The organism is Solirubrobacter pauli, assembly GCF_003633755.1.
GTDB classification, from domain to species: domain Bacteria; phylum Actinomycetota; class Thermoleophilia; order Solirubrobacterales; family Solirubrobacteraceae; genus Solirubrobacter; species Solirubrobacter pauli.
Map to the genome: position 1 here is coordinate 317,822 of NZ_RBIL01000001.1, position 24,626 is coordinate 342,447.

The following is a 24,626-nucleotide window of genomic DNA, read 5'->3' on the forward strand; positions in this document are numbered from 1 at the left end:
GGCTCGGCGCTAAAGCAGCGCGTAGATCGGGGTGACCTTACGGCGCTGGATCTGGTTGCGAAGCTCGCCCACCCACTGCTCGCGGGCGTGCTCGTTCGACGTGCGCACGCCCTTGATCACGAGCGTGACCGTGGTCTTGGTCGTGCGGTAGCTGATCTTCTTGCGGATCGCCTTGCTCAACCGGGTCCGCTTGACGGCCAGCTTGAGCTTGGCGCTGTCCTTGCGCTTGACCTGGATCTTGACGTCGCGGTCGGAGACCGTCTTGCCCTTGATCGCGGTGCCGACGCCCTTGGCCTTGGGAGCCACGGCCGCGGCCTTGATCTCGGTCAGGACCGGAGCCGGCTGCGCCGTCGTCTCAGATGCCGCCTCGGCGGCCAGCGCAGCGCCCTTGGGGTACAGGGCCGCGTTGAGCAGCAGCCGCTCGTCCTGCTCCTTCCAGGAGCGGAAGAACGGGTTGAACCCGAATAGCACCGCGCGGCCCTGTCCTGCGGGCGAGTCGACGACGGCGGGACGGTCGTCGAGGATGTTGGCCAGGTTCTCGTAGCCGTACTTCTCGTCCGGCGTGGGCTTGTAGCGAACGACCGTGGACGCCGTGGTGCCGACGGTGCTCGACCGGAACACCGAGTTGCCGGAGTTGTCGCGGTAGATCCAGCCGCCGAGGTCGAAGCCCCAGGCGACGGGGTTGGTGACGTCGTAGGTGCCGTCGAACGTCGAGCCCGGCGTGAGCAGGCGCGAGAGGTCCGGCAGCGTCGTGGTCGTCTCGGCCTCGAGCGTCGTCGTGCGGATCTGCCGGGCGACGTTGGTGCCGTTGTTGTTGACGCCGATGTAGGTGCCGCCGGCGTTGACCCAGTTCTGCAGGTTCTGGCCGATGGTCGTCAGCGTCTGGTTGGGCTCGGTGCCCGTGGACACGGCGATGGCCGAGCCCTGGTTGATGAACGCCGTGAAGCCGCCCGTCGACAGGACGTTGTTCGTCAGGTCCGTTGACGTGACCGGCACGATGACTCTGGTCGGCAGGCCCAGCTTGATGCCGAGGTCGTGCAGCGCCTCGCAGAACGAGTTCTGGCCGCAGTAGCGCGTTCCGGGCGGGGTACCGGGGAACAGCGGGTTCGACGGCACCGTGGTGCCACCGGTGTACAGGCCGATCTTCGGCTTGGCGAGCTGCTTGCGCGACACCGGGTAGTTCGGCAGGCCGATCACCGGGGTGTCACGCGCGGACGCCAGCGACGCCACGTCCACCCCACCCGCGGTCAGCGAGCCGGCGTCGACGAGCGCGGCGCCGCTGAAGAACGTTTTGCCGCCGGCCACGAACGACTGCGTGGCGCGGTAGACGTTGACGTTCTTGTCCAGGAGCTCGATCGCGAGTGCAAGGCCGCGGGCCGAGTCCGTGTTGAACGCGTACACCGGCGAGCCGGCGTTGGTGACTGTCCCGTAGTTCAGGGAGCCCGGGGTGACTTCCGTCATCGCGACGCCGGGTGCGATGTTCTGCGTCAGGAAGCCCGATCCGGCGAGGCCTCGCTGGAGCGGGTACGACCACGACACGACGTCGTAGTAGTAGTCGTACGGGATGAACGGGTTCTCGCCCAGCAGCGCCTGGATCCAGTGTTTCATGCCCTGGTTCATAGGGATGTAGAGCGTCCCCGCTGGCAGCGTGACGCCGTCGACGGTGACCGGCTTGCTCGTGCCGAGCGGCTCGACCTGACCGGGCTTGAGGACGTTGCCCGTGCCGTACTCGTGGTAGCCGTTGACCGCCACGGGCGTGTCGAGCTTGTACACGCGCACGCCAGTCTTCTGCAGGTGCTCGATGAGCGCCACCGTGTCGCCGGTGTGCTGATCGGGCTTAAAGAAGTAGCCGCAGACGGTGTAGGCGTTGCCGGAGCCGGCGGTCTCGACGGTGTCCGGCTGCTGCTTGATCGTGTCGTGCAGCGGGCTCACCAGCGAGTTCGGCTGCATCTGGCAGTTCTGGCCCTGCTGGACGGCCTCAGACCACTGCTTGACCCAGCCCGTGGTGACGCCAACCTTGTCCTCGACCGTGGCCTTGATCGTGGTGTCGATCGCCAGGTAGTGGTCGTAGACCTGCTTCTGGTAGGCCTCGCGCGTGCCCTTCTCGTAGGTCATGCCGGCCGCGCCCATGATCAGGGACGGCACCGTGTCGCCGTACTCGGGGGTGAAGAGGTCGTACTGGCTGTAGTTGCGGTATGCGATCGACTGGGCGTTGAACGCGTCCTGCAGTGCCGGGCCGATCCGGTTCTGGATGAAGTTCAGCGCGAAGTGGCTGATCTCGTGATGGACCGGGTCCTCGTTGGGCGGGAAGAAGTAGTCGTTGGTCGTCTGGTGGGCGTCGATAAAGAACACGCCCGGGTACTGGTTCATGAGCGGCACGAAGACGCCGTTCTCGACCTGGTTGCCCGTGCCGAAGTCGCGGTTGGGGTCAAAGCCCCAGCTGGTGTAGCGCTGGATGGCGTCGCGGCCGTCGGGGTTGCGGACGGGCTGCAGAAAGAACGTGAGCGACTTGAGCCGCTGCAGGTTCTCGCAGTCCGTGCGCGAGACCAGCTCGTAGGCCTGCCGGGTGATCGATTCGGCGGCGGCTGACTCGCCGCCATGCGGCGTGGCCGTGATCCACGCGAACGCGGGCTTGTTGACCGCAGCTTCGAGACCGACTTCCTCAGGGACCGTGCCTGCGCGCACGCTACGCCAGAAGGCCGCGTCACCGTCGGGCGCGTCCAGGTTGGCGATGTGCTCAGGCGTGCCGAGCACGTAGAAGTAGATGTCGCGCTGACCGCTCGCGGTCTTGCCGACGAACTTCTTGATCACCCGCACCCGCGGGTTGTTCGCGGTCGCCTCGACGAGGCGATCCCAGTAGTCGTAGATGACCGACGTCAGGTTGCGGCCCTGCGGGAGCTGCGTGTCCGACGCGCCGCTGCCGAACTGCGGCGCGCCGCCACCCGAGCCGCCCGTGCCGCGACCCAGCGGCACAACGGCGTCCTTGTTCGGGCGCTCGGCGAAGTGCTGCTCCCAGGTCGGGATCGACTGGTCGTAGTTGATGCCCGACGGGCAGGCCGCCAGGTCGAGCTGGGCGTGGGCCGCGCCCGGCGCTGCGGCTCCGGCGAGCGCCGCGACGGCGACCGCCAGCGCCGCACGCCTTGCCTTGCGGAGCAACATCAGGAGAACCTCCGAGTCGAGCTGGCGGTCGTTAGGACGGAGTTGCCCGCGTACTTGGCCGAGACCGAGAAGGTCTGGCCGTTGCGCGCGGCGGTGACCGAGCGCGAGAACGTGCAGCTCTTAGAGACGCTGACCACCTGGTTGAGCACCGAGCGGCCGTTGCGCTTGATCTGGACGGTGACTTTGCCCGAGCAGCCCTGCGCCTTCGTGACGTTGGCGGGGAACTTGATCGTGCCGCTGATCGTCCGGCGGGCCTTGTTGCCCTTGACGTTCTTCTTGGCGACCTTGAGCGTGACCGACGCCTTGAACTTGGGAACGGTCACGGTGGTCGTGGCCTGAGCCGTGGAACCGAGCTGGTCGGTCACGACGACGCGCAGCGCCTGAGTGCCGACGTCAGCGCCCGAGGGCGTGACCTCGCAGGCATCGAACGGGGCGCCGTTGAGCGTGCAGACGCTGCGCGCGCCGAGGAACAACTGGACGGACCGGATGCCCGCACCGGCCGTCGGCGTGAAGCGGACGCTCGTCTTACCGGAGAGCGTAGTCGGGGCCGCGTTGAAAGCGACGGTCGGAGCGGCCGGGGCAGGCGGGTTCGTCGTGACCGGGCACGTGACGGTGACCGTCGTGGAGGCCGAGGCCGTCTGGCCGATCGAGTCCATCACGACGCCCGTGTAGGCGCGGGTGCTGCCGCACGCCGCGTCGGCCGGGATCGTCGCCGAGAGCGTGTACGGCGGAAGCGTTGCGAGCCCGAGCGTGGTGGCGCCGTCGGCAAAGCGAACGCGCTTGATGCCGAAGTCGTCGGAGCCGTTGGCGGTCAGCGTGATCGTGCTACCGCGATCCGCGCTGGCCGGAGCGCTCAGGGTGACGTTCACCGGCCCGTTGTCGAGCACCGGAATCGGCGCGGTCAAGATCGGCCATGCGCCACCGGTCTCGGGCTTGCTCGGCAGGCCAGTCGCCGACTGCGGCCCGCTGCGGTAGGGGAAGAAGTCGACGGAGTTCGACGTTGAGCCGCCACCTACGCCGGACTCCTGGAACGCCGTGCCGTTGACGCCATTCTCCGGCACCGGCGGGTTGACCGTCGGGTTGATCTGCGGAGGCGGCGTCACCGCGTCGGTGCCGACGTTGCGCACGCCCCACCAGTTGTACTCGGCCTTGAGCAGCTGACCGGGGTCGGACTGCTGGGTGGCGTTGGGGTTGCCCGTGCGCGTTGTCGTGCCGTCCGCAGCGAGGTTGAGCGCGCCGTAGGAGTTGTCGACGATGTTCGAGTTCGAGATCTTCGAGTCAATCACGGCGCCCGTAGCAAGCGAGTACTGCGTCAAGCGCGCGCCCGCGTACCGGAGGCCGGCCGCAAGAACGAGGTTCTCGTTGTTGACCGAGCTCGGCGTGGTGGCCCCGGTCTGCGCGTTCGTGGTCGAACGCAACGGCGCGCCAGTGCCGTTGACCATGTTCTGCGTGATGAGCGAGCTGTCGACCGACGCGTAGGCGCCTGCGGTCACGCGCACGCCGTCCTGGCCAAACAGCGGGCCGGTCGTGATCTGGCCGGCGGCGGTGACGCACGTACCAGTGCCCGCGTAGTTCGAGCACTGCGTGCGACCGATCACCTGAGACGCGGTGATGACGCCCCAGTTCACGGCACCCGAAGACGCAAACGGCGCAAAGTCGTTCTGCGCACCATCGATAAGGATGCCGACCCGGTTGTACTTGTCAACGCGCGTGCGGTCGATCTCCAGGCGACGGGAACCGTCGACCGGCGCCAGCAGGGCGCGCGAGGTCTGGACGATGCCGATGCCCGGCTGGGTGCCGCGATACCCGCCGGGCAGCGTGTACGCGTTGTCCCCCTCGGAGGTGACCACGTTCGTGACGTGGCTGCGCTTGACCGAGCCCTTAGCGTCCACGAACGCGATGCCAGCCTCGACCGCGACGGGTCGCCCGGCGGGGTCGTACCCGCTAACGGTCACGCCAGAGATGTCGGCCTTGAGCGGCTGTGTCGGCGTACCAACGATGGCGATGATGTCGCCGATCCCGTTGCGCAGATCGGGCGTCGGCTCAAGAATGCTGCCGAAGTTCACGCCGGAACTCTTCGGGCTGATCGTGACGACACCAGCGCCCGCACCCTTGAGCGTGAGGCCGTCCTTGGTGATCGTCACGGCGTTCGTGCCCGGCGCGCCGCTGCCCTCCGCGTACTTGCCCTGGCAAATCACGATCGTGTCGCCTGGTGCGGCGGCATCGACCGCGGCCTGAACCGACGTGAAAGCGGCTGCAGGGCAGTCCGCCTTATCGTCGTCGACCGTGAGTGTCGCTGCGTAGGCGCTTGGCGCCAAACACAGGACTCCCGCGCCCACGAGCGCGGGAAGGAACGCGTACTTCAAAGAAACCATCCCCCTCGTCCTGCGCGCGCGACCGTGCGCGCGCTGATCCAACGCGGATGATCGCCGATTCCGCCTCCCCCAGTTTGATTTCCCCGTTGAGTCGGCTCAACACCCGACGCCGTACGCGCCGAGCCCTGATCGCCGCGCCAGACGTAGTCCTCTGCAGCTGGGCCACATCGACTCACGAGGCCCCGCGAGCAGATAGCGACGGCCCTGCCGCGCCCAGGCCAAGCCCTGGAGCCAGACTTGGGACGGCGCGATTCGGCCAGCAAATCGCCGCTCGCACGCACCCCAAAGACGACCGGGGTTGCGGGCCCAGGCCTTAACCCGGAAGGGCGCAGGACAAGCAAGAAGCCAGCCGCCGCGCCCTCCCAGTGAGGTTGAGCAAGGGGGTTGGTATTCCCGAACTCAGCAAACATCCTCGCACAACGGTCAAGACGCTAGCGAACTCGGCACTCGTCCCATCGCTCTCGTTCGCGCGGTCAGCATCCCCGGCACGACGACAGGGCCGCGACAAGCTTCAGGCCGGCAGCTTCAGCGAGCACGTAGCTCCGCCGCTCGGTCACTCCGGACATCGCCTCGGCGACGGTAGGCCAGACGCCAGGCACCTTCGTCACAAAAATGCGCGCTGGCGGGTCTGTGCACGCGTGCGGAGCTATCCAAACGCTTCAGACGCATTGCCCGACCTGGGCGTGAGCCAACGCAGACTCACGGCCAGATCCGGACGCAAGCCGCCGAGGGCTCCGCCGTCGAGCTACTGAGCGGGTCCAAACTTCAGGCACGCCTGAGGCCCCAAGAAGGAAGGAGGGAGCGGGAATGCAAGCCACCAACCAACCTAGGGTGCCCTCAGGGTGCGGCGACCAACGAACTACGCCCACCGGGACGTGGAGTAGTCGCCAGCAGGCTCGTTGCCCGCTGCACACGCCAACGTACCAGTTGTTGCGACATCGACACGCAGGGCAAAGGTCCAGACAATCGGGCGCACGTCCGGAGAACACGCGCGCCGGCACGGCCACTCCGGCGTCCGCACGACGGCCGGTCGCTAGCCACACGCGCTCAACCCTGCCGTCGACGGCGAGGCCGCAAAGGACCAAGACCCCGGACCCGATCTAATTGACAGCGACTGATCGGTTCCAATACGGTTTCGCGTGTTGCGGGGGTGGAGTCTCGCAACACAAGCCAACCAATAGGGAGCGGGTCTATTTTGGGCGTAAGCCACGGTGGCGCGAGCCACCACTGCGCTCAAGCTGTTCGTGTCGCCAGCCAGCGTCATCGCCTGGCTGTGCGGCGTAGCTTGAGCATTCTGAGAGCCGCGGCAGCGGCTGCTGTATTGACCGGATCGCTGGTCAACGCAAGCAATGTCGAAGCGTCTGTCGTTACGGAGCCGGCGCGAGTTCAGGCCTGCCAGCGCCTAGAGCCAACCCTCGGCACAGCTACCGTTCCGAGCTGCGCTGCCGCTACGGGAACCGTCGGCGCGTACAAGACCGGCCTGGCAGCCGGTGGCGAGGCCTCGTACGTCGTCAAGTTCGCCCAATCAACGCTGGCGGCCAACGAAGTCATCGAGTCAGCCAAGCTGCGGATGACGCTTGAGTGCAACGAACTCGAGCGCCCCTGTACCAACGTTGGAGCCTTCCGCTTGACATCGGCGGGTAACGGCACCACGACCACCGAAGCGACGACCGCGCTCGGTACATGGTCCACCGCCGAACAGTCCGGCGAGGTCGAGCTCGACATGACGTCGACCGTTGCCGATTGGGATCTCTACGCGCGAACGAATGGTGCGTCGGGGAGCCCGAATCACGGCATCATCCTTCGCGCTCTCCCGCGCGCGACAATCGCCAGCGCGATCAGCGACTGCGTGCAGGCAACCGTCGATGACGCCTGCTTCTCGGCAACGGTGAGCGAACCCATGTTCTCAGGCGCGGGCGGCCCGGTTCTTGAGATCGCGACCAAGACGGTCGATTCGAGCCCGACCCCGACGCCCACCCCCACTCCGACTGGAACTCCAACCCCGTTCCCCGAGCCCACCGCAACGCCCACAGCAGCCCCAGACGGTGGGACCGCGGAGCGCGTCCGTCTCATCAAACGAACCTCGTGGGCGGACGGCCGGCTGTTCTTCGGCCACAGCACTACGCACGCTGCGCAGATCGTCAGCGCCACGCTGTTCTCCGGCGACCTCTCCTGGTCCACAAACGGAGATGAATGCAGCGGGAAGACCCTCAACAACGCCAACGGCGGCTGCACCCTACGCGTCTCCGGCACTGCCGGCACCGTGCGGATGATGTTCACGGACGGGCGCCACCAAGACATCGCCGTCGACCTCTCCGAGTACTCCCCCCCGACCGGCGGGACCGTCGGACCGGTCATGCGCGTCGATCTTGAGAACACGATCGACCCATATTCCCTGTGGGTCATGAACGTCGGGGAGATGTCCACCGGCAGCGATCAGATCACGGGCGTGCAGATCGAGTCCGGCGATCTGGGATGGGTCGGACGAGACTCAGACGAGTGCACGGGCGCGTTTTTCGGCAGCTACGGCGACACGTGCCTTCTGCGTTTGACTGGCGGCGCAGGGACCATTCGCTTTTCCTTCGCCTCTGGGGCGATCAGTGACCTCGTTATCACCGGGGACGAATTCGCCGCGGCGTACCCCGGAATCACCGACGAAGAATGGGCGGACGACCGTCCTCGCATAGCGCTGGAACTTAAGTCAGGATCGCGCGTGCTGACCAGTCCGTCAGCCGTATCCGGCACCGTAACGCTCGACGCACAAGCCACAGCCCTCAACGGCATCGAGTCCGAATGGGTTTCGATCTCGGGCGGCCCAGACCACATCTCGCAGACACTCACAGGCCGCAACGGCTCGTGCGGGGGCGCGCTCAAACTTGGGCGCCGCTCGTGCGGGCAAGTGCAATCGCTCGCAAACAGTTTCAGCACCACCGGCTTCCCGGAAGGGGTCTACACCATCTCGTACCGCGCCACAGGCGCCAACGGAATGATGACGTGGGCTCCGAGCGTTGAGATCTTCATCGACAACAACCCGCCCCTGCTCACCATTAGCGGAGGGGTCTGGGACAGCCAGTTCAGCGGCCATCTGACCAGCAGCGACGTCAGAGTCGCGGCCGATGACACTGGAACCGGCGTGACCAAGGTCGGTCTCGACGAGAAAGTCGGAAACACCTGGCAACAGCGCAGACTCGCCCAGCGAACCTGCGCGCAGCCAGCGTGCTCACCGAAAAACTACAGCGCAGCCTTCTCGCTGGAGTCCCCAACGTCTGTCCTGACGAGTTGGCAGACCGGCACCTACACGTTCCGCGGCACAGCCGAAGACCTCGCTCTCAACACCGCGGCGCTGAGCTGGGATGTGCCCTACTGGGATACATCCTGGCGCCACGGCGGCGCCGACCACGTCATCAACAACGACACCGAGATCAACGCGATCCGAACACTGCTCGGCGCCACGGGATATCTCAACTCCGCCGTCTGGAACGGCATCTACACCGGGGAACGACCTCTGATCTACCCGACGTCCTGGACTTATGGCGGCGCCGACCACACCGTCAATGCCAGCTCGGAAATCAACCAGGTCAGGGCCGCCCTGGGCGAAAACGGATACCTCAATTCCCGAGTCTGGAACGATCTCAGCCCAGCCGATCAACCACGCATCTACCCCACGTCGTGGAACTACGGAGGGGCTGATCGCACTCTGTGGACCAACACACAAGCTGAGATCCCCGCAGTGCGCGTCGCGATCGGCGACTACGGATACCTCGAAATGCAGGAGCCGGCTTGGGCTGGCATTGCGCCCTCTGAACGTCAGTTGGTCTATGAGGCCTCCTGGGTCCTCGGCGGTGCCGACCACACCCTCACAACCAACACCGCAGCCGAGCTACCCCAGTTCCGCGAGCGCCTACGAAACGGCGGATACCTTTCCTCCGACTTCTGGAAGGCGATCGCGCCAATCGATCAGCCCTTGGTCTACCCGATCTCGTGGTCTCTCGGGTACGCGGATCACACGATCAACAACCAAGGCGAAGTCGAAGTGTTCGAGGCCTACCTCTCCCAGGCCACGACCGACGCGCAATACAACGCGGTTCTCGACGGCATGGCGCCGGGCGACCTCACCTACGCCGACGCCCACCACACCACCCGCACATGGTACGGCGAATCCGGAGCCTCGATCACGGGCGAGCCCCTGCCCACCGACGCCCAATCTCTCACGCCGGCTCAGCCGCTCGCGTCCGCGGCGTCCGCTTCCTCGGGTAGCACCTCAGACGAGGTGTCGTCCGGGTTCATGACCGAGATTCGAAACGGCGTGACGACGACGACCCCCCTGGCCAACGCCGCTCAGGCAAACGGACCGGACTGCGGGGTCACGAGAACCAACAACAAGCTCAAGCGGATCGAGATCCCTCCCTACAACGCTATTAGCGACAGCGGCACACTCCGCAGCCAGTTGATCGTCTACTACCAGAACGACGCCGGCATGGTGCACGACTCCGTGACCGGGAAGCCGAAATACCAGACCCGGGAATTTATCGCCTGTGGGCTCGGCGGCGCCCAAGTCCACAAAGGAGGCAAGCTGCACGACTACATGGTCGCGGTGTACCCCGACTATCTGACCGACATCACCTTCGGCGGACCAAAGTACGGCGACGCTGCCAGGGGCACCAACCAACAGTCCCTCACGGTGGGATTCACGACGGGCTCAATGGTCTCAGTTAGCGCTGGCTACAACTGGACCGACGGGGACCAAATGGGGGGACAGCCAGGATTTGCGCTCCATCGCGACGTCATGACCGCCAACCAGAAAAAGTGGGAGGTCAACATGGCGTCCGCCTACTGGATCTCCTCCCGCAACGGACCCGGGGGCACCTACTATCACTGGGGCTCCACGAAGTACCAAGGCAACGCGGTTCTACAGAAGTACCGCACGAAGATGTCCCAGCCGCTCCCACGGTTCCGCCACTTCCGCCACGCCAGCTGATGCACCCGCGAGGCTCTCAAGTATGCGTGTTGCTCGCGAGTCTCGCGCTTAGCTGCGGGGGGAGCGACAACTCCCCCCGCAGCACCGCCACACCATCCGCAACCGCTCCGAACTCTGTCGAATCTCTCTTCAGCCTGACTGAAGGTGGGCGGCTGCTCGTCCTTTGCGGGCCCGATAACACCTCAACGGACATCTACGAAGTCACTCGCGCAGGCCTGCTTCGGCAGACCGAATCTCCGAGCGGCGAGCCGGTCTACAGCTTCTCGGCGGCAGGCAATCGCATCGCCTTCGTGTATCCGGATCAATCCGCTCAGCCGACTGTCGCCGTACGCGACCTCGACGATCGCGACAAGGCAGCTCGCGGGACTCTGGTCGGGTATGGCGACATTGCCGCGATCAGCACTGACGGAACTGTCGCCTGGACGCAGAGGACGTCCAGGCGCGGCAAACTTGTCACTCAGGTCCGGATCAAACGTGAGGGTCAGCCGGCAGTACGAGCCACGACGTACCCGGAAATTTGGGACTTGTCCTACAGCACCGGCCGTCTCGACGCGCAAGTCGCCTCCGCTTCGGGAAAGCGTTTCAAGTGGATTAGGGCGGCCGACCGGCCGTGGCCGGCGGGCCGCTCCCAGAAGCTCGCAATGCACGTTCCCGGGCGCATCGTCTCGTCGGTCAACGGCAAACTCGCATACGAAACCGCCAGAGATCCCAACAACACGCTGTACATCAGCGACGAGCAAGGACGCACGACGCGAAAAACGCGGAGCGCTTGGTCGCCGTACGCCTGGAGTCCCGACGAACGACAGCTGCTAGTGGCTCGCAACAACCCTAAAGCTCCCCTCGGCTTGATGGACGTCGCCACCGGAGCCGTTCGGTCGATCGGTCCGCTTCCTTGCGGCTGGGTCGCTTCCGCTCAGTGGCTTAAGCAAGCACCTCGCTAGCACGTTCGCGTCAGCTTAGAAGCGGGTCACCTGCGCGGCGTGATGGTGGCGGCGCTGCCAACCCAAGCGCGAGGCTCCGGCCTAATCGCGAGTGCGGGGCGCGCTGCGCCCGTCGCAGCGTCGCGCTCAGACGCCCCCTAACCTGTGCAGGCCCAGGGCTCGGACTCGTCCTACGTCCTGAACTTGCCGGCAGGGGTTTACTGGCGTCAGCTCCGCACGCTAGAGGCCATCAACGCCGGACTCGCGTACCTGCTCCAGTGAGCTGAAGCTTGGCCCTTGCTGTGCCAAGTTCGGCCAACTCGACTTCGGACGACCTCCTGCCGGTGATGCAGCGGCACCTTCGTCAATTGCCAGCAGGAGCGTCTCAACGGAGACGATCCCCGCCGGAACGCGACACCGGCACCCGAGTTCAGGAGACTTGATCGCGAGGCAGACCCGCTGAGGTCGTAGCGTCCCGGTGCCGATCAACCGCCCGCGTTGACGCGTTCCGCGTTCCTAAAGGCGGCTCACCTGACGTCTCCATCCCTTTGCTGTGCGCCGTTGGCCTCCGCCGCAGCCTGACGAACGTCACGCTGCGTACAGAATCCGGTCTACAGCGGGAGAAGGATCACACAAGCCTCTCAATCGCTTCAGCGAGACGACTTGCGGTCGATCCACGATCTGGCGGGCCGCTTGCCTGTTTATTCAGTCGGTTGCTCCTTTGCTCAGGCTGTTCATCACGCGGTCGGAGACCGCAGCGAAGAATTTTGTGGGACAAGGCGAGAGCCGCGTCTCCTGAGGACGTAGATGACCACCGCAGCGACGCTTACTGCGCTCCGTACGGCGCACCCGATCGAGCAATTTGTTCGCGACCAGCACCGCACGCTCGAGCGCTGGCTGACCAAGCTCTTCGGACGCAAGCTCGCGCCCGAAGAGATCAGCGACGTCCTCGGTGACACCTACCGCGCTGCGCTAGAGACCGATGAGACAGCGGCGTTCGATGCCGAGCGCATGAGAGCCTGGGCTTACCAGGTCGCTCGCTTCCGCGCGATCGGCGTCATTCGCTCGCGTAACGGCCGCTCCACGACCGAAACCGGCCGACGGAGCTTCGTCTCGCTCGACCAGATCGACGGGCCCGATTACCGATCGCAGAACACCCGCGTGGATTTGGAGCACGCGGTCGTCGCCACCCCCGGTGGGGAGGCCGCCGCGTCCGCGTTGTCCAGCGAATCCGCCTACGCGGAGATCGCCAACGCGCTCAGCGACGACGCGCGCGCCCAGGAAGCGCGCCGGGTCACCGAAGCGATGCTGCGGCTCCCCGAAGACCAGCGCGAGGCATTGCAGTACGTGCACATCGACGGCCTGACCGTCCGTGCGGCCGCCGAGCTGCTGGGCACCAGCAAGTCGAGCTTCGATCGCCTGTACCGGCGCGCGCTCTCTCGCCTGCAGGCGCTGTGCGCGGCCGAGCAGGACGCCGACTGCGCCCAGGCGCGCGCGCTCATGCAGTCCAAGACCGCCCTGGCCGCCGAGCTCATCGGCTGGCGCGACGCGCACATCGAAGGCTGCTTCTCCTGCCAGGTCGCCGCCGGGCGCCGCGTGAAGCTGCTCATCCCGGCCCTGCCGGTCATCGTTTACCGCCCGGGCTGGCTTGCCCGCGCTACCGATCGCCTCACGCAGCTGCTCTCGCGCGGCGACACGCTGCCCACCGAGGCCGTCGCCGCCGGGATCGGCACCGCGGGCGCGGGCGGCACCGTCGCCGGAAGCACGCTGCTCGGCGGCATCGCCACCAAGGCCGCCGCCTGCGCCGTCGCCGCCACGTGCGCCGCGGGCGCAGCCGTTACCGTCCCCGCCGTCGTTCACCACGAGCGCAAGGCTCCGGTCAGGACCGCCAAGGCGACCGCCACGCCCAGCCCGCGCGCAACCTCCACCCCCAAGGCGATCGCGCCGGCCATCACGCCCGCAGCGACGAGCGCAGCTTCGACCTCGCTGACCACCGACGAGGCCGCGCGCCGTTCGGCGAACGCCGAAGCAGCCGCCGCTGCCGAGCGCGCCCGCAAGCGCCGCGCCGCCAAGGCCGCCAAGGCCGCCAAGGCGAAGGCCGCCAAGGCTCGCGCCGCGAAGGCCAAGGCCAAGAACGACGCGGGAGCCGAGTTCTCGCCCGAGTCCTTCCGGCCCGCCGCTACGCCCGCGCCGAGCGCGCCGCGCGCCACGGCCGCCAGCGGCACCACCACAGCACGCACGCCGTCGACATCGACGACCGCGCCCAAGTCTTCCTCCCAATCGACCTCGAGCTTCTCTGAGGAGTTCAGGCCATGAGCGGGACCTCGCCCCACCACAACGCCAATCCCCGGCCGACGAACGGCCTGATCTTCACCAAGGAGTTCTCCTTGTTTCGACTCATCGGCCGCTCAGGCGCGGCCGCCTCGCGTGTGACGTGGGGCACCCAGCCCAGGAAGGGCCGTCTTCTCTCCTCCCTGGTCGCTCTCACGGCCGCGTTCGCTGTCGCGGCCCCGGCCGCGAACGCCGGCATCTACACGGTGCGTGGCACCACCGGGTGGACTGCCGACGCTGACAGCAACGGGACCGGGTTCGTCTCGACCTGGGGCGACTCCACCACGATCGTCGGCCAGTTCTCGTTGCCGCGCACCGGCTTCGGCCAGGGCGAGATGGTCTCGATGGGCTACTACACGACCGCCATGAACCTCGTCGGTGCGTCCTTCGTAAGTACGCAGTCCGGCATGACCGGAGGTCCGTGGGTTTCGTTCGCGCGTGCCGACGGCGTCGGCATCGGCGCAGAGGTTCCGACCTACAACCACGGCCCGCAGCCCTACGGCTACTCGTTCGGTCCGTCGTACGCGTTGTCCGTGGAACTCGGGTGCGGAGGCCCGGGCGACTGCTTCGGCTCGAATGCCGAGCTGCGCGTCTCGGACCTGCAGCTGGCGTTCCAGGACAACTCGAACCCGAACGTGACCAACGCCACCGGGCCGCTCGTGAGCACCACGACGCTCCAGGGCTCCGTGGACATCAACGTCAGCGCGACCGACGCGTCCTCGGGCGTCTACCGCGGCTGGATCGAGGTTGACGGCGTCAACCGCGGGTACTTCCCGATGGACCCGTCCAACGCCAGCTGCACCGCGATCGCCGCGGGCTACGTGTTCGCCAAGGAGCTTCCGTGCAGCGCCTCGGCGATTCGGACGCTCTCGCTCAACACCACCGCGCTCAGCGACGGCGCGCACACCGTCGAAGTCTTCGTCGAAGACGCCTCAGGCAACAAGAAGCGCGCGTTCGGCCCGGTCTCCCGCACGATCGACAACGTCCCACCGCCGATCAACACCAGCGATCCACTGATCACCGGCCTGCTTCGTCACGGGCAGACGCTCGCCACCGACACCGGCACCTGGACCGGCACAGGCATCACCTTCGCGCGCCAGTGGCAGCGCTACGACACCGGTTCGGGGACCTGGCTCAACATCGCTGGCGCGACCGGCCCCACGTACGCCGTCCAGACTGACGACTACGGCAAGAAACTCCGCACGCGCGTGCGCGCCACCAACGTTGAAGGCACCACGGACGCCTACTCGGAGCCGGTCGGCCCGATCGCGTCGCCGACCGACCCCAAGGGCGACTTCGACGGCGACGGCATCGTCAACGAGGACGATCCCGACGACGACAACGACGGCGTCCCCGATGACGGCGACGCCAACCCGCACGACCCGTCCGTCGGCCTCCCGCCCGGTCAGGGGGGCCCTGGCGTTCCCGCGCCCGACGACGGCTTCAACGGCGGCGGCGGTGGCACCGGCAATAACAACGGGGGCGGCGGTTCCGGCGGCGGCGCGGGCAGCGGCACCGGCATCCGCATCGAGACTCAGAACGGCGAGGGCCCCGTCGCCACCGCGGCGCTCGCGGCCAGCTTCGAGGGCACCAAGAGCAAGACCATCAAGGTCAAGTGGGGCGCCAAGCGCAAGATCACCGGCACCCTGCTCGGCCGCGACCGCCAGCCGATCAAGGGCGCCAAGCTCGACGTTCACGAGACGCCGCAGCTGATGGGCGCCACCGCGATCGCTCGCGGCCAGGTCGTCACCGACGCCAAGGGCCGCTTCAGCTACCAGCTGCCCGCCGGCGTCTCGCGGACCATCCGCATCGCCTACAAGAGCATCCTGGAAGCCAGCACCTACGCGCAGAGCACCGACGTCACGGTGCAAGTCACACCCAAGGTCACCATGAAGGCCAACCGCAAGGCGCTGCGCAACAAGCAGGCCGTCACGTTCAAGGGCAAGATTGCCGGGGCCCCCGCCGGCGTTCGCAAGATCGTTGAGTTCCAGGCCCTCGACGGCAAGAAGTGGCGCACGTTCGCCAGCACCCGCGTGGCCAAGAAGGGCGGCACCTTCAAGTACCGCTACCGCTTCACCCGCACCACCCGCACGACCAAGTACCAGTTCCGCGCGATCATTCGCGCGGAGAAGGGCTGGCCGTTCGCGACCGGACAGACCAAGCCCATCAACGTCAAGGTCCGCCCGTAGCGGACCGAGAAACGAGCTAGACGACCATGCCCTCTCGCGCCATCCGGCGCGGCGTGACCGGCGCCCTGGCGGCCTTTGTGGCCGCCGGGGCGCTGGCCGGTCCCGCCAGCGCCCAGGTTCTCCCCGACAACTTCCCCAGCCCGCAGGCCAAGCTCGCCAACGCCGAGTTTCTCGCGCAGGCACCCGCGCCCGCCACGGGCGCCGGCACCGTCTGCGTCATCGACACCGGCGTCTCCCAGCTCGCTGACCTCGACACCCAGGTCATCGAGCGCATCAGCGCCGTCGGCGGCAACGGCGAAGACATCTACCACCAGGCTGACAACCCCTACAGCGGGCACGGCACCTTCGTCGCCTCCACGATCGCCAGCCGCGTCGACGGAGTCGGCTCTGCAGGTATCTGGCCCGCCGCCAAGATCATCAGCGTCCGGGTTGCTCGCGCCGCCGGCAGCAACGCCACGTCAGCCGACTACCGCACTGCGATCAGCGAGTGCGCGAGAGTCGACAGAGGCGTGGACGTGATCAACCTCTCGTTGGGGGCCTCCTACATCGACGCCGACGATCTCGCGCGCCTCGAGAACAAGATCATCAACGCTCGCCGCGACAAGAACATCAACGTCGTGGCCTCCACCGGCAACGACGGAAACAACATCCAGGTCAACTATCCGGCTCGATTCGCCGACGCCTTCGCCATCGGCGCAACCGACCCGAACGGCGCGTTCTGCTCGTTCTCGAACCGTGGCACCGGCCTCGACCTCTCCGCTCTCGGCTGCAACACCTACGCCACCGGTTTCGATGGCGGTGTCGGTGCGTTCCATGGCACCTCGTTCGCGGCTCCCACGGCTGCCGCGGTGCTTGTCGCTCTGCGTTCCTACATGCCCGGGCTGACCGCTAATGCGGCCGAGGAGCTGCTGCTCAGGACCGCGCGCCAGACGGCTGCCGGTCCTGTCCTGGATGCGGCTGCTGCGTTCCGGGCGGCTGGCCTCGGTGCGTTGGTCGACGCGTACGTCGCGCCGCAGCTGCCGAACGGCGGCGGCGATGCCGCCGGCGGCGGGAACACCCCTCCTGGTGGCCCCGAGGTCGTGACCAAGGTCGACGTCACGCACGTGCCCGACGTCGTCGAGACCAAGCTCTCCAAGCCGAAGGCTCGGAAGGCGTCGCTCAAGCGCGGCACACTGACGGTGCAGGTCGCCAAACCGCCCAAGGGCGCGGTGGCGGTCTTCCGGGTCGGTGGACGGTCCTACGAGCGCAAGAACGGGAAGCTGACGCTGAAGAAGGTGCGCTCTTGGCGGACCGTCACTGTGTTTATCGAAGATCAGTGGGGCGTTCGGTCTGACTCGCTCAAGGTTCGACGCCCTACCGGGCGTCGTTGAGGTCGCTCAGACAGGACCAACCGCCCCTCTGGAGCATCCGATGAAGCTGCTGCGCATTTCAATCTCAACTCTGGCCGCCGCAATCGCGGCGGCCATCGCCGTTCCCGCCGCCCAAGCGGGCACGTACGACGTTCTCGCCTGCGACGCCGCCCCCGGCGCCGCAAATAACTCGTGGACGTTCGAGACCAACAGCAGCACTTACGTGGCCAGCTCGGCAGCTTGTCCTTCCACTTCGAACCGCTCGGGCCTTCTGGTCACCGACAAGCTCGGCACCGGCGGCCCGTCGGCTTCCGCAGCCGTCTTCGGTCAGTGGATCGTTCGCGCTCCCGGCGGTACGACGATCTCCCGGATCCGCGTCCGACGCTACCTGAACATGGACGGCGGCACCGGCTGGCGCCTCTACGGGCGTCAGGCCGATGGAACGACCATCACGGGCGAGACGTGCACCGTTCAGGCAGGCCAGGACGATTGCACCGTCGGCGGCTTCGGTTCTGCGGTACTCGACCGGGCACTGAACACCACATCGGTCGCCTACGGCTTCGATTGCCCTACGACCGGCTCAGGTTGCAACACCGGAGCCATGATCCACGCGGCGAGCGCAGCCATCTACTCGGCGAACGTGACGATCAATGATCCGACGTCGCCGGCGATCGGCGCGCCGACCGGTGATCTTGTGCGCGCTTCGGGCTTTCACAAGGGCACCGAGTCGGTCACGTTCAACGGCACCGACGCGCTTGGCATCAGCGCGCGTCGGCTCTACGTGGACGGCTCGCTGGTCGCGTCGGACGCGCCGACGTGCAACTTCACGCAGCTGGTCCCGTGCTCGAACCCGGGCACGCCGGTCTCGCTCTCGGCTGACCTGAACGCGCTCGCCGACGGCTCGCACACCGTGCAGGTCGCGGTCGTGGATGCGGCCAGCAACGAGACGCGGTCAGCGGCGACGTCGATCGTCGTCGACCACACCGCGCCGGACGTCCCGCAGACCCTGCAGGCCGCCGCGCGCGCGACCACGGACGCGGCGTTTACCGCGTCCTGGACTGTCCCGGCCGGCCAGGTCGCGCCAATCAGCGCCGCCCATTGGCGGCTGTGCCCGGACGCGGGCCCGTGCCAGACCGGCACGACGCCTGGCTCCACGGTCAGCGGCACGCTGCCCGCCTACGGGCAGTACACGCTGTTCGTCTCGCTCGAGGACGCCGCTGGCAACCGGGGCGCGGAGACGACGCTGCCGCTCGCGTACAGCGCGCCCGCTCCGCCGACGCCGACGGCTACGCCGACCCCGCCGGTCGCTACGCCGACTCCGACGCCGCCTGTGGCGACGCCGACGCCGGTCCCGAGCGCGACCCCCACGCCGCGGGCTAACCCGCGCCTGAAGGTCACGACGGCCACGCTCAAGCGCTCCACGCGCACCGTCTCGGCCGCCGGCACCACCGCGGCGCCCGTCACGGGCACGGTGCGCATCAAGCTCACCTACCGCGTCGGCCGCAAGGCCCGCACCAAGACGCTCTCCGCGTCGCTCAAGCGCGGCCGCTACACGGCCCGCACGCGCCTGTCTTCGACCGACGCCCGCCGGGCCACGAAGCTCTCGGTGGCCGTGAAGTACACGGGCAACTCGAACTACAGTGGCGCGTCCACGCGCCGCACCGTGAAGGTCCGGCGCTAACGCGCCCCAGACCTCCCACGTTGCCCCAACCAGCTGACGAGCGACGCGCGCCCTTGACCGGGGCGCGCGTTCGCGTTCGCGCCGCCTGACCGGCGAGGCTCAACCATGCCGCCACGCCTGACCTCACGCGATCAGAGCATCACCGCATGGGTCGCGCGCTGGCAGCCCGTCACCGGCTACCAGGTCGCTCGCGCGTTCGCGATCCACCACGTGATCGCCTACCGGCGCCTGGCGACGTTGCGCAAGCTCGGCTACATGACCTCCCAGCGGCCGGTGCAGGAGCTGCCAGGCATCTACAGCGTCACCAACCACGGGTTCGGGCTCATCGGCGTGCGCGCCCGCAGCGTGCGCGTGAACCCGTTCAACCTCTGGGGCGATCTCGCCATCGTCGACCAGGTCGTCGCCGACCAGCTCGACGGCGGCACCGTCCTGTCCGCAACCGAGGTCCAGACGCAACCGGGCATCGCCGCGCAGATGCCCACGATCGAGGCCTACGACGAGCCGATCTGGCCCGCCGCCTTCACCGTCGGTCCGCCCGCCGTGGCCACCTACACCGCGATCGGCCCGGGCGGCTTGCTCACGCTCAGCCCCAAGGGTCGAACCGGCCTGCTGGCCGCCTCCCGCATTCCCGAGCAGACGCGCGTGCGCCTGCTCACCGACGAGCAGGTCCGGCCCGCGCTCGAGTTCGCGTTCGCCCAGCGCCCAGAAGTCGAGATCGTCACCGTCGATCCGCACTTCATCGGCGGGTCGCACACCCAGTAGCGACTGCCCGGAAGGCCGGTCGAAAAAAAGCTGGGACAGCCGCGCGGGCTGCCTCCTAGCCCTACATGACACCGCCTACCGCGCTCGACGGCCTCTCGGCCGCCATGATCCCGGGCACGGGCATTCAGGCGCGGCCCACGCCGCCGCCAGCGCCGCCCCGAATCGATCCCGCGACCCCGTCGCAGGCCAAGCCCGCCGCGGCCAAGAAGGCGCCCGCCGCCAAGAAGCCGGCCGCCAAGAAGAAGCTCGCAGCGGCCAAGAAGCCCGCCGCCAAGAGGAAGCCCGCAGCGGCCAAGAAGCCCGCCGCCGCGAAGGCAGCCAGGTTGGAGGTCTCCCCGGACGCGGAGACGGCGACCGCCACCACCGTCGATGTCCTCGAGCCCCAGCCCGAACAGGACGCGGCCACGGTCGCGCCCGTGATCCTCCTCGACGAGCTTGACGACGCGCACGGCCAGGAGGACTACGACGCGGCCATCCTCAACGAGGAGCCGCCCGACGTCACCGACAGCGTCCCGGACTACGACGAGGACGAGGCCGACGAGGAAGCCGACGAGGAGGAGGCTGAGCCTGAAGCGGTCGCGATCGAAGCCGACGTGGATGAGCCGACCGGCGCGGTTGCGCCGGTGGTCACGGCGCCCGCTGCCGAGAGGCTGTTCATTCCCGACGCGGCGGCCGACGTGCCCCAGCGCAGGGCGTTCACGCCTCCCATCCCTGGTCGCACCCCGACGGCCGTGGAGTCGTCGCCCTGGGCGCTGCTCGAGGACGATGCGCCCGCCGCCCCGGCAGCGCCAGAGGCGGCCGAGGCTCCTGAGCCGCCCAAGCGGACCAAGCGCTCGATCGCGCTGCCACGGTCGCCGCACATCACGCGCGGGCGCGTGCTCGCGTTCGGCGTGCTCGCGCTGATCGGCGTCGGCCTGCTCGGCGGCACCCCGTCTAAGCCGCCCACGTCGGTCGCCTCCACGCCCGCCCCGGCCACGCCCGCCACGGCGGCCTCGCCGTCGCCGACGGCCACCGCGACTCCGACCGCTACCGCCACGGCAACGCCGACCGCCACCGCGACGCCGGCGCGTCGCTCGTCTGCCAAGAAGGCCACATCGACCAAGCGCAAGCGGCGCTCGAGCGCGCGGGAGCGTCCTCGTGCCCGCGTGCAGACGCGGACGGTCTACGTGCCCGTCCCCGCCCCCACTTCCGCCGCTCCTGCGGCCCCTCGCACCACGACCCCGACACCGGCCGCGCCGCGCTCGGCTCCCGCACCTTCAGCGAGCCGCAGCGGCTTCTCCTCCGAGTTCCGCCCCTGATCCCACCCACCAGATGGAAGGACCTACGTTCATGAGCTTCACGCTCTCTCGCCAGCAGATCGCCCTCGCGGCGCTGCTGACGTTCGCCGCGGTGTTCGCCGCGATGCTGCTCGACCCCACCTACTCGCACGCCGCCCTGCAGAAGATGGCGGGCTACCAGCAGGGCAACACCACCACGTTCGGTGACGTCATCGAGTACATCACCAACCTGCGCAACGGCTTGATCCCGATCGCCATCCCCGTCGCCGGGATCGGGTTCTTCGCCGGGGCCACCATGTTCCTCGTCGGCAACCAGATGGCCACCAAGGTCATCTTCGGCGTGCTCGGCGGCGTCGGACTCGCGCTTAGCGCCCCTGGCATCGTCTCGTGACCCGCGCGCAGCTCACCCGCTGCGCGCTGCTGGTGAGCGCTTTCGCCGTGGCGGGCCTGGTTGGGCCCGCCGCGGCGCTCGCCGCCACCCCCAGCGCGCCCCCGCCGGTCTTCGGCCTCTTCGGCGTGGACATCAGCGACCTCGTCGGCGACGTCGTCAAAGGCGTCTTCGACGTCCTGGTCCCCGACTTCGCCAGCAAGTGGGCCACCCAGCTCGTCGCGTGGATGGTCGCCGTCCCGGACGTCAGCAACACCAAGACCTTCCCCGAGCTGAACGCCTTCCAGCAGCAGCTGCTCGCCGTCGGCTTCGGGCTCGTCGGCATCGGGTTCGTCGCCGCCGCGCTGCAGTACCTAGCGGCCGGCATCACCGGCCGCATGAACGCCGTCGACGCGTTCCAGCGCTCGGCCGTCGCGTGCGGAATGCTCGTCTTCTACCCCAAGCTGATGGGGCTCGCGACCGTCGGCACCAACCTGCTCACCGACGCCATCGTCACCGCCCCGCGCATCACCAAGGGCATCGACACGATGCTCGGCGCGGCGTTCGTGCTCGCAGTCGCCACCGGCGGCTTCAGCGTCGGCATGGCCGTCGGCGCGGCCGCCGCCTGCCTGTGGTTTCTCGCCGGGATCTTCGTCATGAAGATCGCGATCACCGCGGCGATGGCCATCCTGCTGCTGTCGGGCGGGATCGTCCTCGGGCTGCACGCGTTCGCGCCCCTCTCCTGGCTGCCTCGCCTGTGGAGCTCGGTGCTGGTGGCGGTGCACGCCATCCCCATCGCCTGGGCGCTGATCTTCGCCGCCGCGGCGTTGCTGACCAGCGACTCGCTGATCTTCAACCAAGGCCTAGGCGCCAGCCTCGAGGCGGCGGTGAAGCCGTTCGTCGCTGTCGCCTGCCTCTATCTCGCCTACAAGGCGCCCGCGTTCCTGCTCGCGGCCGCGCGCACGATGGGCGTCAACATGACCGGCCTCGCGCCCGCGATGGGCGGCGGCCGAGGCGGCGGCGGTGGCGGTGGCGGCGGCCGCATACCCGGTGTCGGCGCGGCCGCCGGCGCGGGCGGCCCGGGTGGCAACGTCGCCCGCCGTGCTCTGCAGACCCACGGCGACCGGATGCGCGGACTGCGCGCCGCCATCGGCGCCCGCAGCGCCGCCCCTGCCGCCCGCGTTCGCCAGGCCGTCAGCCAGAGCGCATCCTCAGCCACCAGCGCCGCCAAGCGAGCGGCCGCCCCGGTCGCCGTCAACGCCGCGGCCGCGCTCGGCCCCGCTGACGGCTCCGCGCGCGCCCGAGCGCTCTCCACCGCGAGCAACGGCGCCAAGAAGACCGGAACCGCGGTGCGCGGCGCGGCTCAAGGAGCCGCCACCGGCGCGCGCGCCGTCAGGTCCGCCAACGACTGGTGGCGCACCCAGCTCCCGCAAAAGGGCGCGCAGCTGCGCAACGGCATCCCGGGCACGCCCGCCACCTCCGCCAGCCGCCAGGGCGACGGCGCGGCCGCCGCCCCTGGGTCCAGTGACGCAAGCGCGAGCGCCCGCCGCCCCGCGTCCCGCGAGAAGACCAGCGACGTCACACGCACCGCCAACGGCAACGGCTCCCGCGACGGCGCGCCGCGCACGCAGGCCCCGGCCGCGCGCACCCCGCGCACGCCCAGCGGTGCTGGCGCGGGCGCTCGTCCGGCGGTCCCCACCGGCCCCTCCGGCTCGAAGCCCGCCAACGGCAAGGCCGCCACCGCGCCCAGCACCAGTGCACCCGGACCCGTCGTCAGCGCTGGTAGCGCGTCGGGCGCCGCCAACAACGCGAGCGCGGCCCGAGCGAAGCCCTCGGGCGTCGCCGCTGCCGCCACCAAAGCCGCCGCCGACAAGCCTGGAAAGCCCAAGCCGCCGCCGGCCGCCCAGACGACCAGCGACCGACCGACTCCCCGTCCGCCCCGATCGAACTAGCCGATGCTCAACATCACCTACAAACACCTGCAGGACCCGGTCAAGCTCGGCTGGTTCAGCCTCGCCCAGTGGATGCAGCTCGGCGTCTGCGGACTGCTCGCCTACGGGCTCTCCACGGTGCTGCCGCTGCCGGACATGTGGTCGCTGTCGCTGGCCATCACCATCTGCGGCGCGCCGGTCGCGGCCGCGATGGTCGCCATGCAAGCCGACTTCGACGTGCTCGCGTTCACGCTCGCCGCCGCGCGCTGGACACGCCGCCGCCGTCACTACCTCCCCGGCACCAACCCAGCCGCCACGCCCGCCGGATACCACCTGCTCATGCCCGACGCGATCGACGCGCCCGACCCGCTCGCCGACGCGACCGTCACTCTCCGCGCCGACACGCTCTGGGACTGACGGACCCTGCGAGCCAACACCATGCCCGCCGCGATCCGGGGCCACGGCCCCGGATCGCTCGCCCCTCACTGCGCGCGCGTGCACCAGCTTCAGCCCTTCGTTCCGACTACAGAGAGCGGTCCGCGCTCGAGGAGAACCTTTGCGTCCACTAATCACCACCACCCTGCTCACCATCGCTGCTCTGACCGCAGGAACCGGCCTCGCCCTGGGCGACCCGGCCCCGCCGCGCGCCAAGGCGGCCGCGGTCTGCGCCGACTTCCCCAACCAGGCGGCGGCCCAGCAGGCGGCCAACACGATCGACGCCGACCGGGACGGCCTCTACTGCGAGTCGCTGCCGTGCCCGTGCCTGAAACCAGGCGCGCCGCTGCCGCCCTCGCCGACCGCCACGCCCGAGCCGTCCGTGACGCCGGTCCCGACCAGCACCCCGACCGCGCCGGCCACGGAGGAACCGACCGCCGCGCCCGAGCCGCAGCAGCCCGCAGGCTGCTCGCGCCCGTCCCGCGTGCAGTCGATCTCGTTCTCGAAGACCAAGTATCCGAACATCAAGCGCCACACCGAGCGCGCCATCCGCCAGGGCTGGCCGGCCGTCCTCGCGCTCAACCGCCCGGGCGCTGACGCGCGCCGCGAGCGCCTGCTCGAGGGCCGCCCCACCCGCCAAGGCCACGACCGTGACGAGTACCCGCCCGCTGTCGGGCGCGGCCGCGGTTCCGGGCTGACCAAGGGCACAGCCCCGGTCGGCTGGAAAGCCAGCGTCGCGTTCGTCCCGAGTTCGGAGAACCGAAGCCACGGCTCCACGATGGGCATCAAGCTCCGTCGCTTCTGCGACGGCACCCAGTTCAAGTACGTCTTCTACTAACCCCGCCAGAGCAGACATCAGCGCGTCATCCGAG

The 24,626-nt window shown here is 68.5% G+C and carries 14 protein-coding genes; 12 read left to right on the forward strand and 2 right to left on the reverse strand.

Annotation, left to right across the window (positions count from 1 at the left end):
- Positions 1-9: 9 nt before the first annotated feature.
- A complete protein-coding gene (locus tag C8N24_RS01420; RefSeq protein WP_121247168.1) occupies positions 10-3,159 on the reverse strand; it encodes a M14 family zinc carboxypeptidase in 3,150 nt (1,049 codons plus the stop codon).
- Positions 3,159-5,525 carry an Ig-like domain-containing protein gene (locus tag C8N24_RS01425; RefSeq protein ID WP_147447555.1) on the reverse strand — a complete coding sequence of 789 codons (2,367 nt, stop codon included), beginning with the start codon at positions 5,523-5,525 and terminating at the stop codon, positions 3,159-3,161. The genes C8N24_RS01420 and C8N24_RS01425 overlap by 1 nt, the downstream gene beginning before the upstream one ends.
- Positions 5,526-6,855: 1,330 nt before the next feature.
- Here C8N24_RS01425 and C8N24_RS01430 point away from each other — a divergent pair.
- The 12 genes from C8N24_RS01430 (at position 6,856) to C8N24_RS01485 (ending at position 24,592) form a co-directional block, all read left to right on the forward strand.
- Entirely contained in the window at positions 6,856-10,512 is a 3,657-nt protein-coding gene (locus C8N24_RS01430; RefSeq protein WP_147447556.1) for a hypothetical protein, read from the forward strand.
- Positions 10,513-10,538: 26 nt separating this feature from the next.
- Positions 10,539-11,453, forward strand: coding sequence for a TolB-like translocation protein (locus C8N24_RS33220; protein WP_147447557.1), 915 nt, complete (start codon positions 10,539-10,541; stop codon positions 11,451-11,453).
- Between the two features lie 786 nt (positions 11,454-12,239).
- The gene (locus C8N24_RS01435; protein ID WP_121247177.1) at positions 12,240-13,748 is read left to right on the forward strand and encodes an RNA polymerase sigma factor; all 1,509 of its coding nucleotides are present in this window, start codon (positions 12,240-12,242) and stop codon (positions 13,746-13,748) included.
- Positions 13,745-15,952, forward strand: a complete 2,208-nt coding sequence (locus C8N24_RS01440) for a hypothetical protein (protein ID WP_121247180.1) — start codon at positions 13,745-13,747, stop codon at positions 15,950-15,952. Before C8N24_RS01435 ends, C8N24_RS01440 begins: the two co-directional genes overlap by 4 nt.
- A 53-nt stretch (positions 15,953-16,005) precedes the next feature.
- Complete coding sequence (locus C8N24_RS01445) at positions 16,006-17,322, forward strand: S8 family peptidase (protein WP_170178768.1); 1,317 nt, start codon at positions 16,006-16,008, stop codon at positions 17,320-17,322.
- Positions 17,323-17,362: 40 nt separating this feature from the next.
- On the forward strand, positions 17,363-18,982 hold the full coding sequence (locus C8N24_RS34550) for an Ig-like domain-containing protein (RefSeq protein ID WP_211339801.1): 1,620 nt from the start codon (positions 17,363-17,365) through the stop codon (positions 18,980-18,982).
- 105 nt (positions 18,983-19,087) lie between these two features.
- The gene (locus C8N24_RS01455) at positions 19,088-19,744 is read left to right on the forward strand and encodes a hypothetical protein (protein ID WP_121247190.1); all 657 of its coding nucleotides are present in this window, start codon (positions 19,088-19,090) and stop codon (positions 19,742-19,744) included.
- 65 nt (positions 19,745-19,809) lie between these two features.
- On the forward strand, positions 19,810-21,042 hold the full coding sequence (locus C8N24_RS01465) for a hypothetical protein (RefSeq protein ID WP_147447558.1): 1,233 nt from the start codon (positions 19,810-19,812) through the stop codon (positions 21,040-21,042).
- Between the two features lie 31 nt (positions 21,043-21,073).
- Positions 21,074-21,412 carry a hypothetical protein gene (locus tag C8N24_RS01470; RefSeq protein ID WP_121247199.1) on the forward strand — a complete coding sequence of 113 codons (339 nt, stop codon included), beginning with the start codon at positions 21,074-21,076 and terminating at the stop codon, positions 21,410-21,412.
- Positions 21,409-23,340 (forward strand): hypothetical protein, encoded by a 1,932-nt coding sequence (locus tag C8N24_RS01475; protein ID WP_121247202.1) that lies wholly within the window; start codon positions 21,409-21,411, stop codon positions 23,338-23,340. The genes C8N24_RS01470 and C8N24_RS01475 overlap by 4 nt, the downstream gene beginning before the upstream one ends.
- A gap of 3 nt (positions 23,341-23,343) precedes the next feature.
- Positions 23,344-23,736: a hypothetical protein gene (locus C8N24_RS01480; protein WP_121247205.1), complete on the forward strand. Its 393-nt coding sequence runs from the start codon at positions 23,344-23,346 to the stop codon at positions 23,734-23,736.
- Positions 23,737-23,875: 139 nt separating this feature from the next.
- Positions 23,876-24,592 carry a hypothetical protein gene (locus C8N24_RS01485; protein ID WP_121247208.1) on the forward strand — a complete coding sequence of 239 codons (717 nt, stop codon included), beginning with the start codon at positions 23,876-23,878 and terminating at the stop codon, positions 24,590-24,592.
- Positions 24,593-24,626 lie beyond the last annotated feature (34 nt).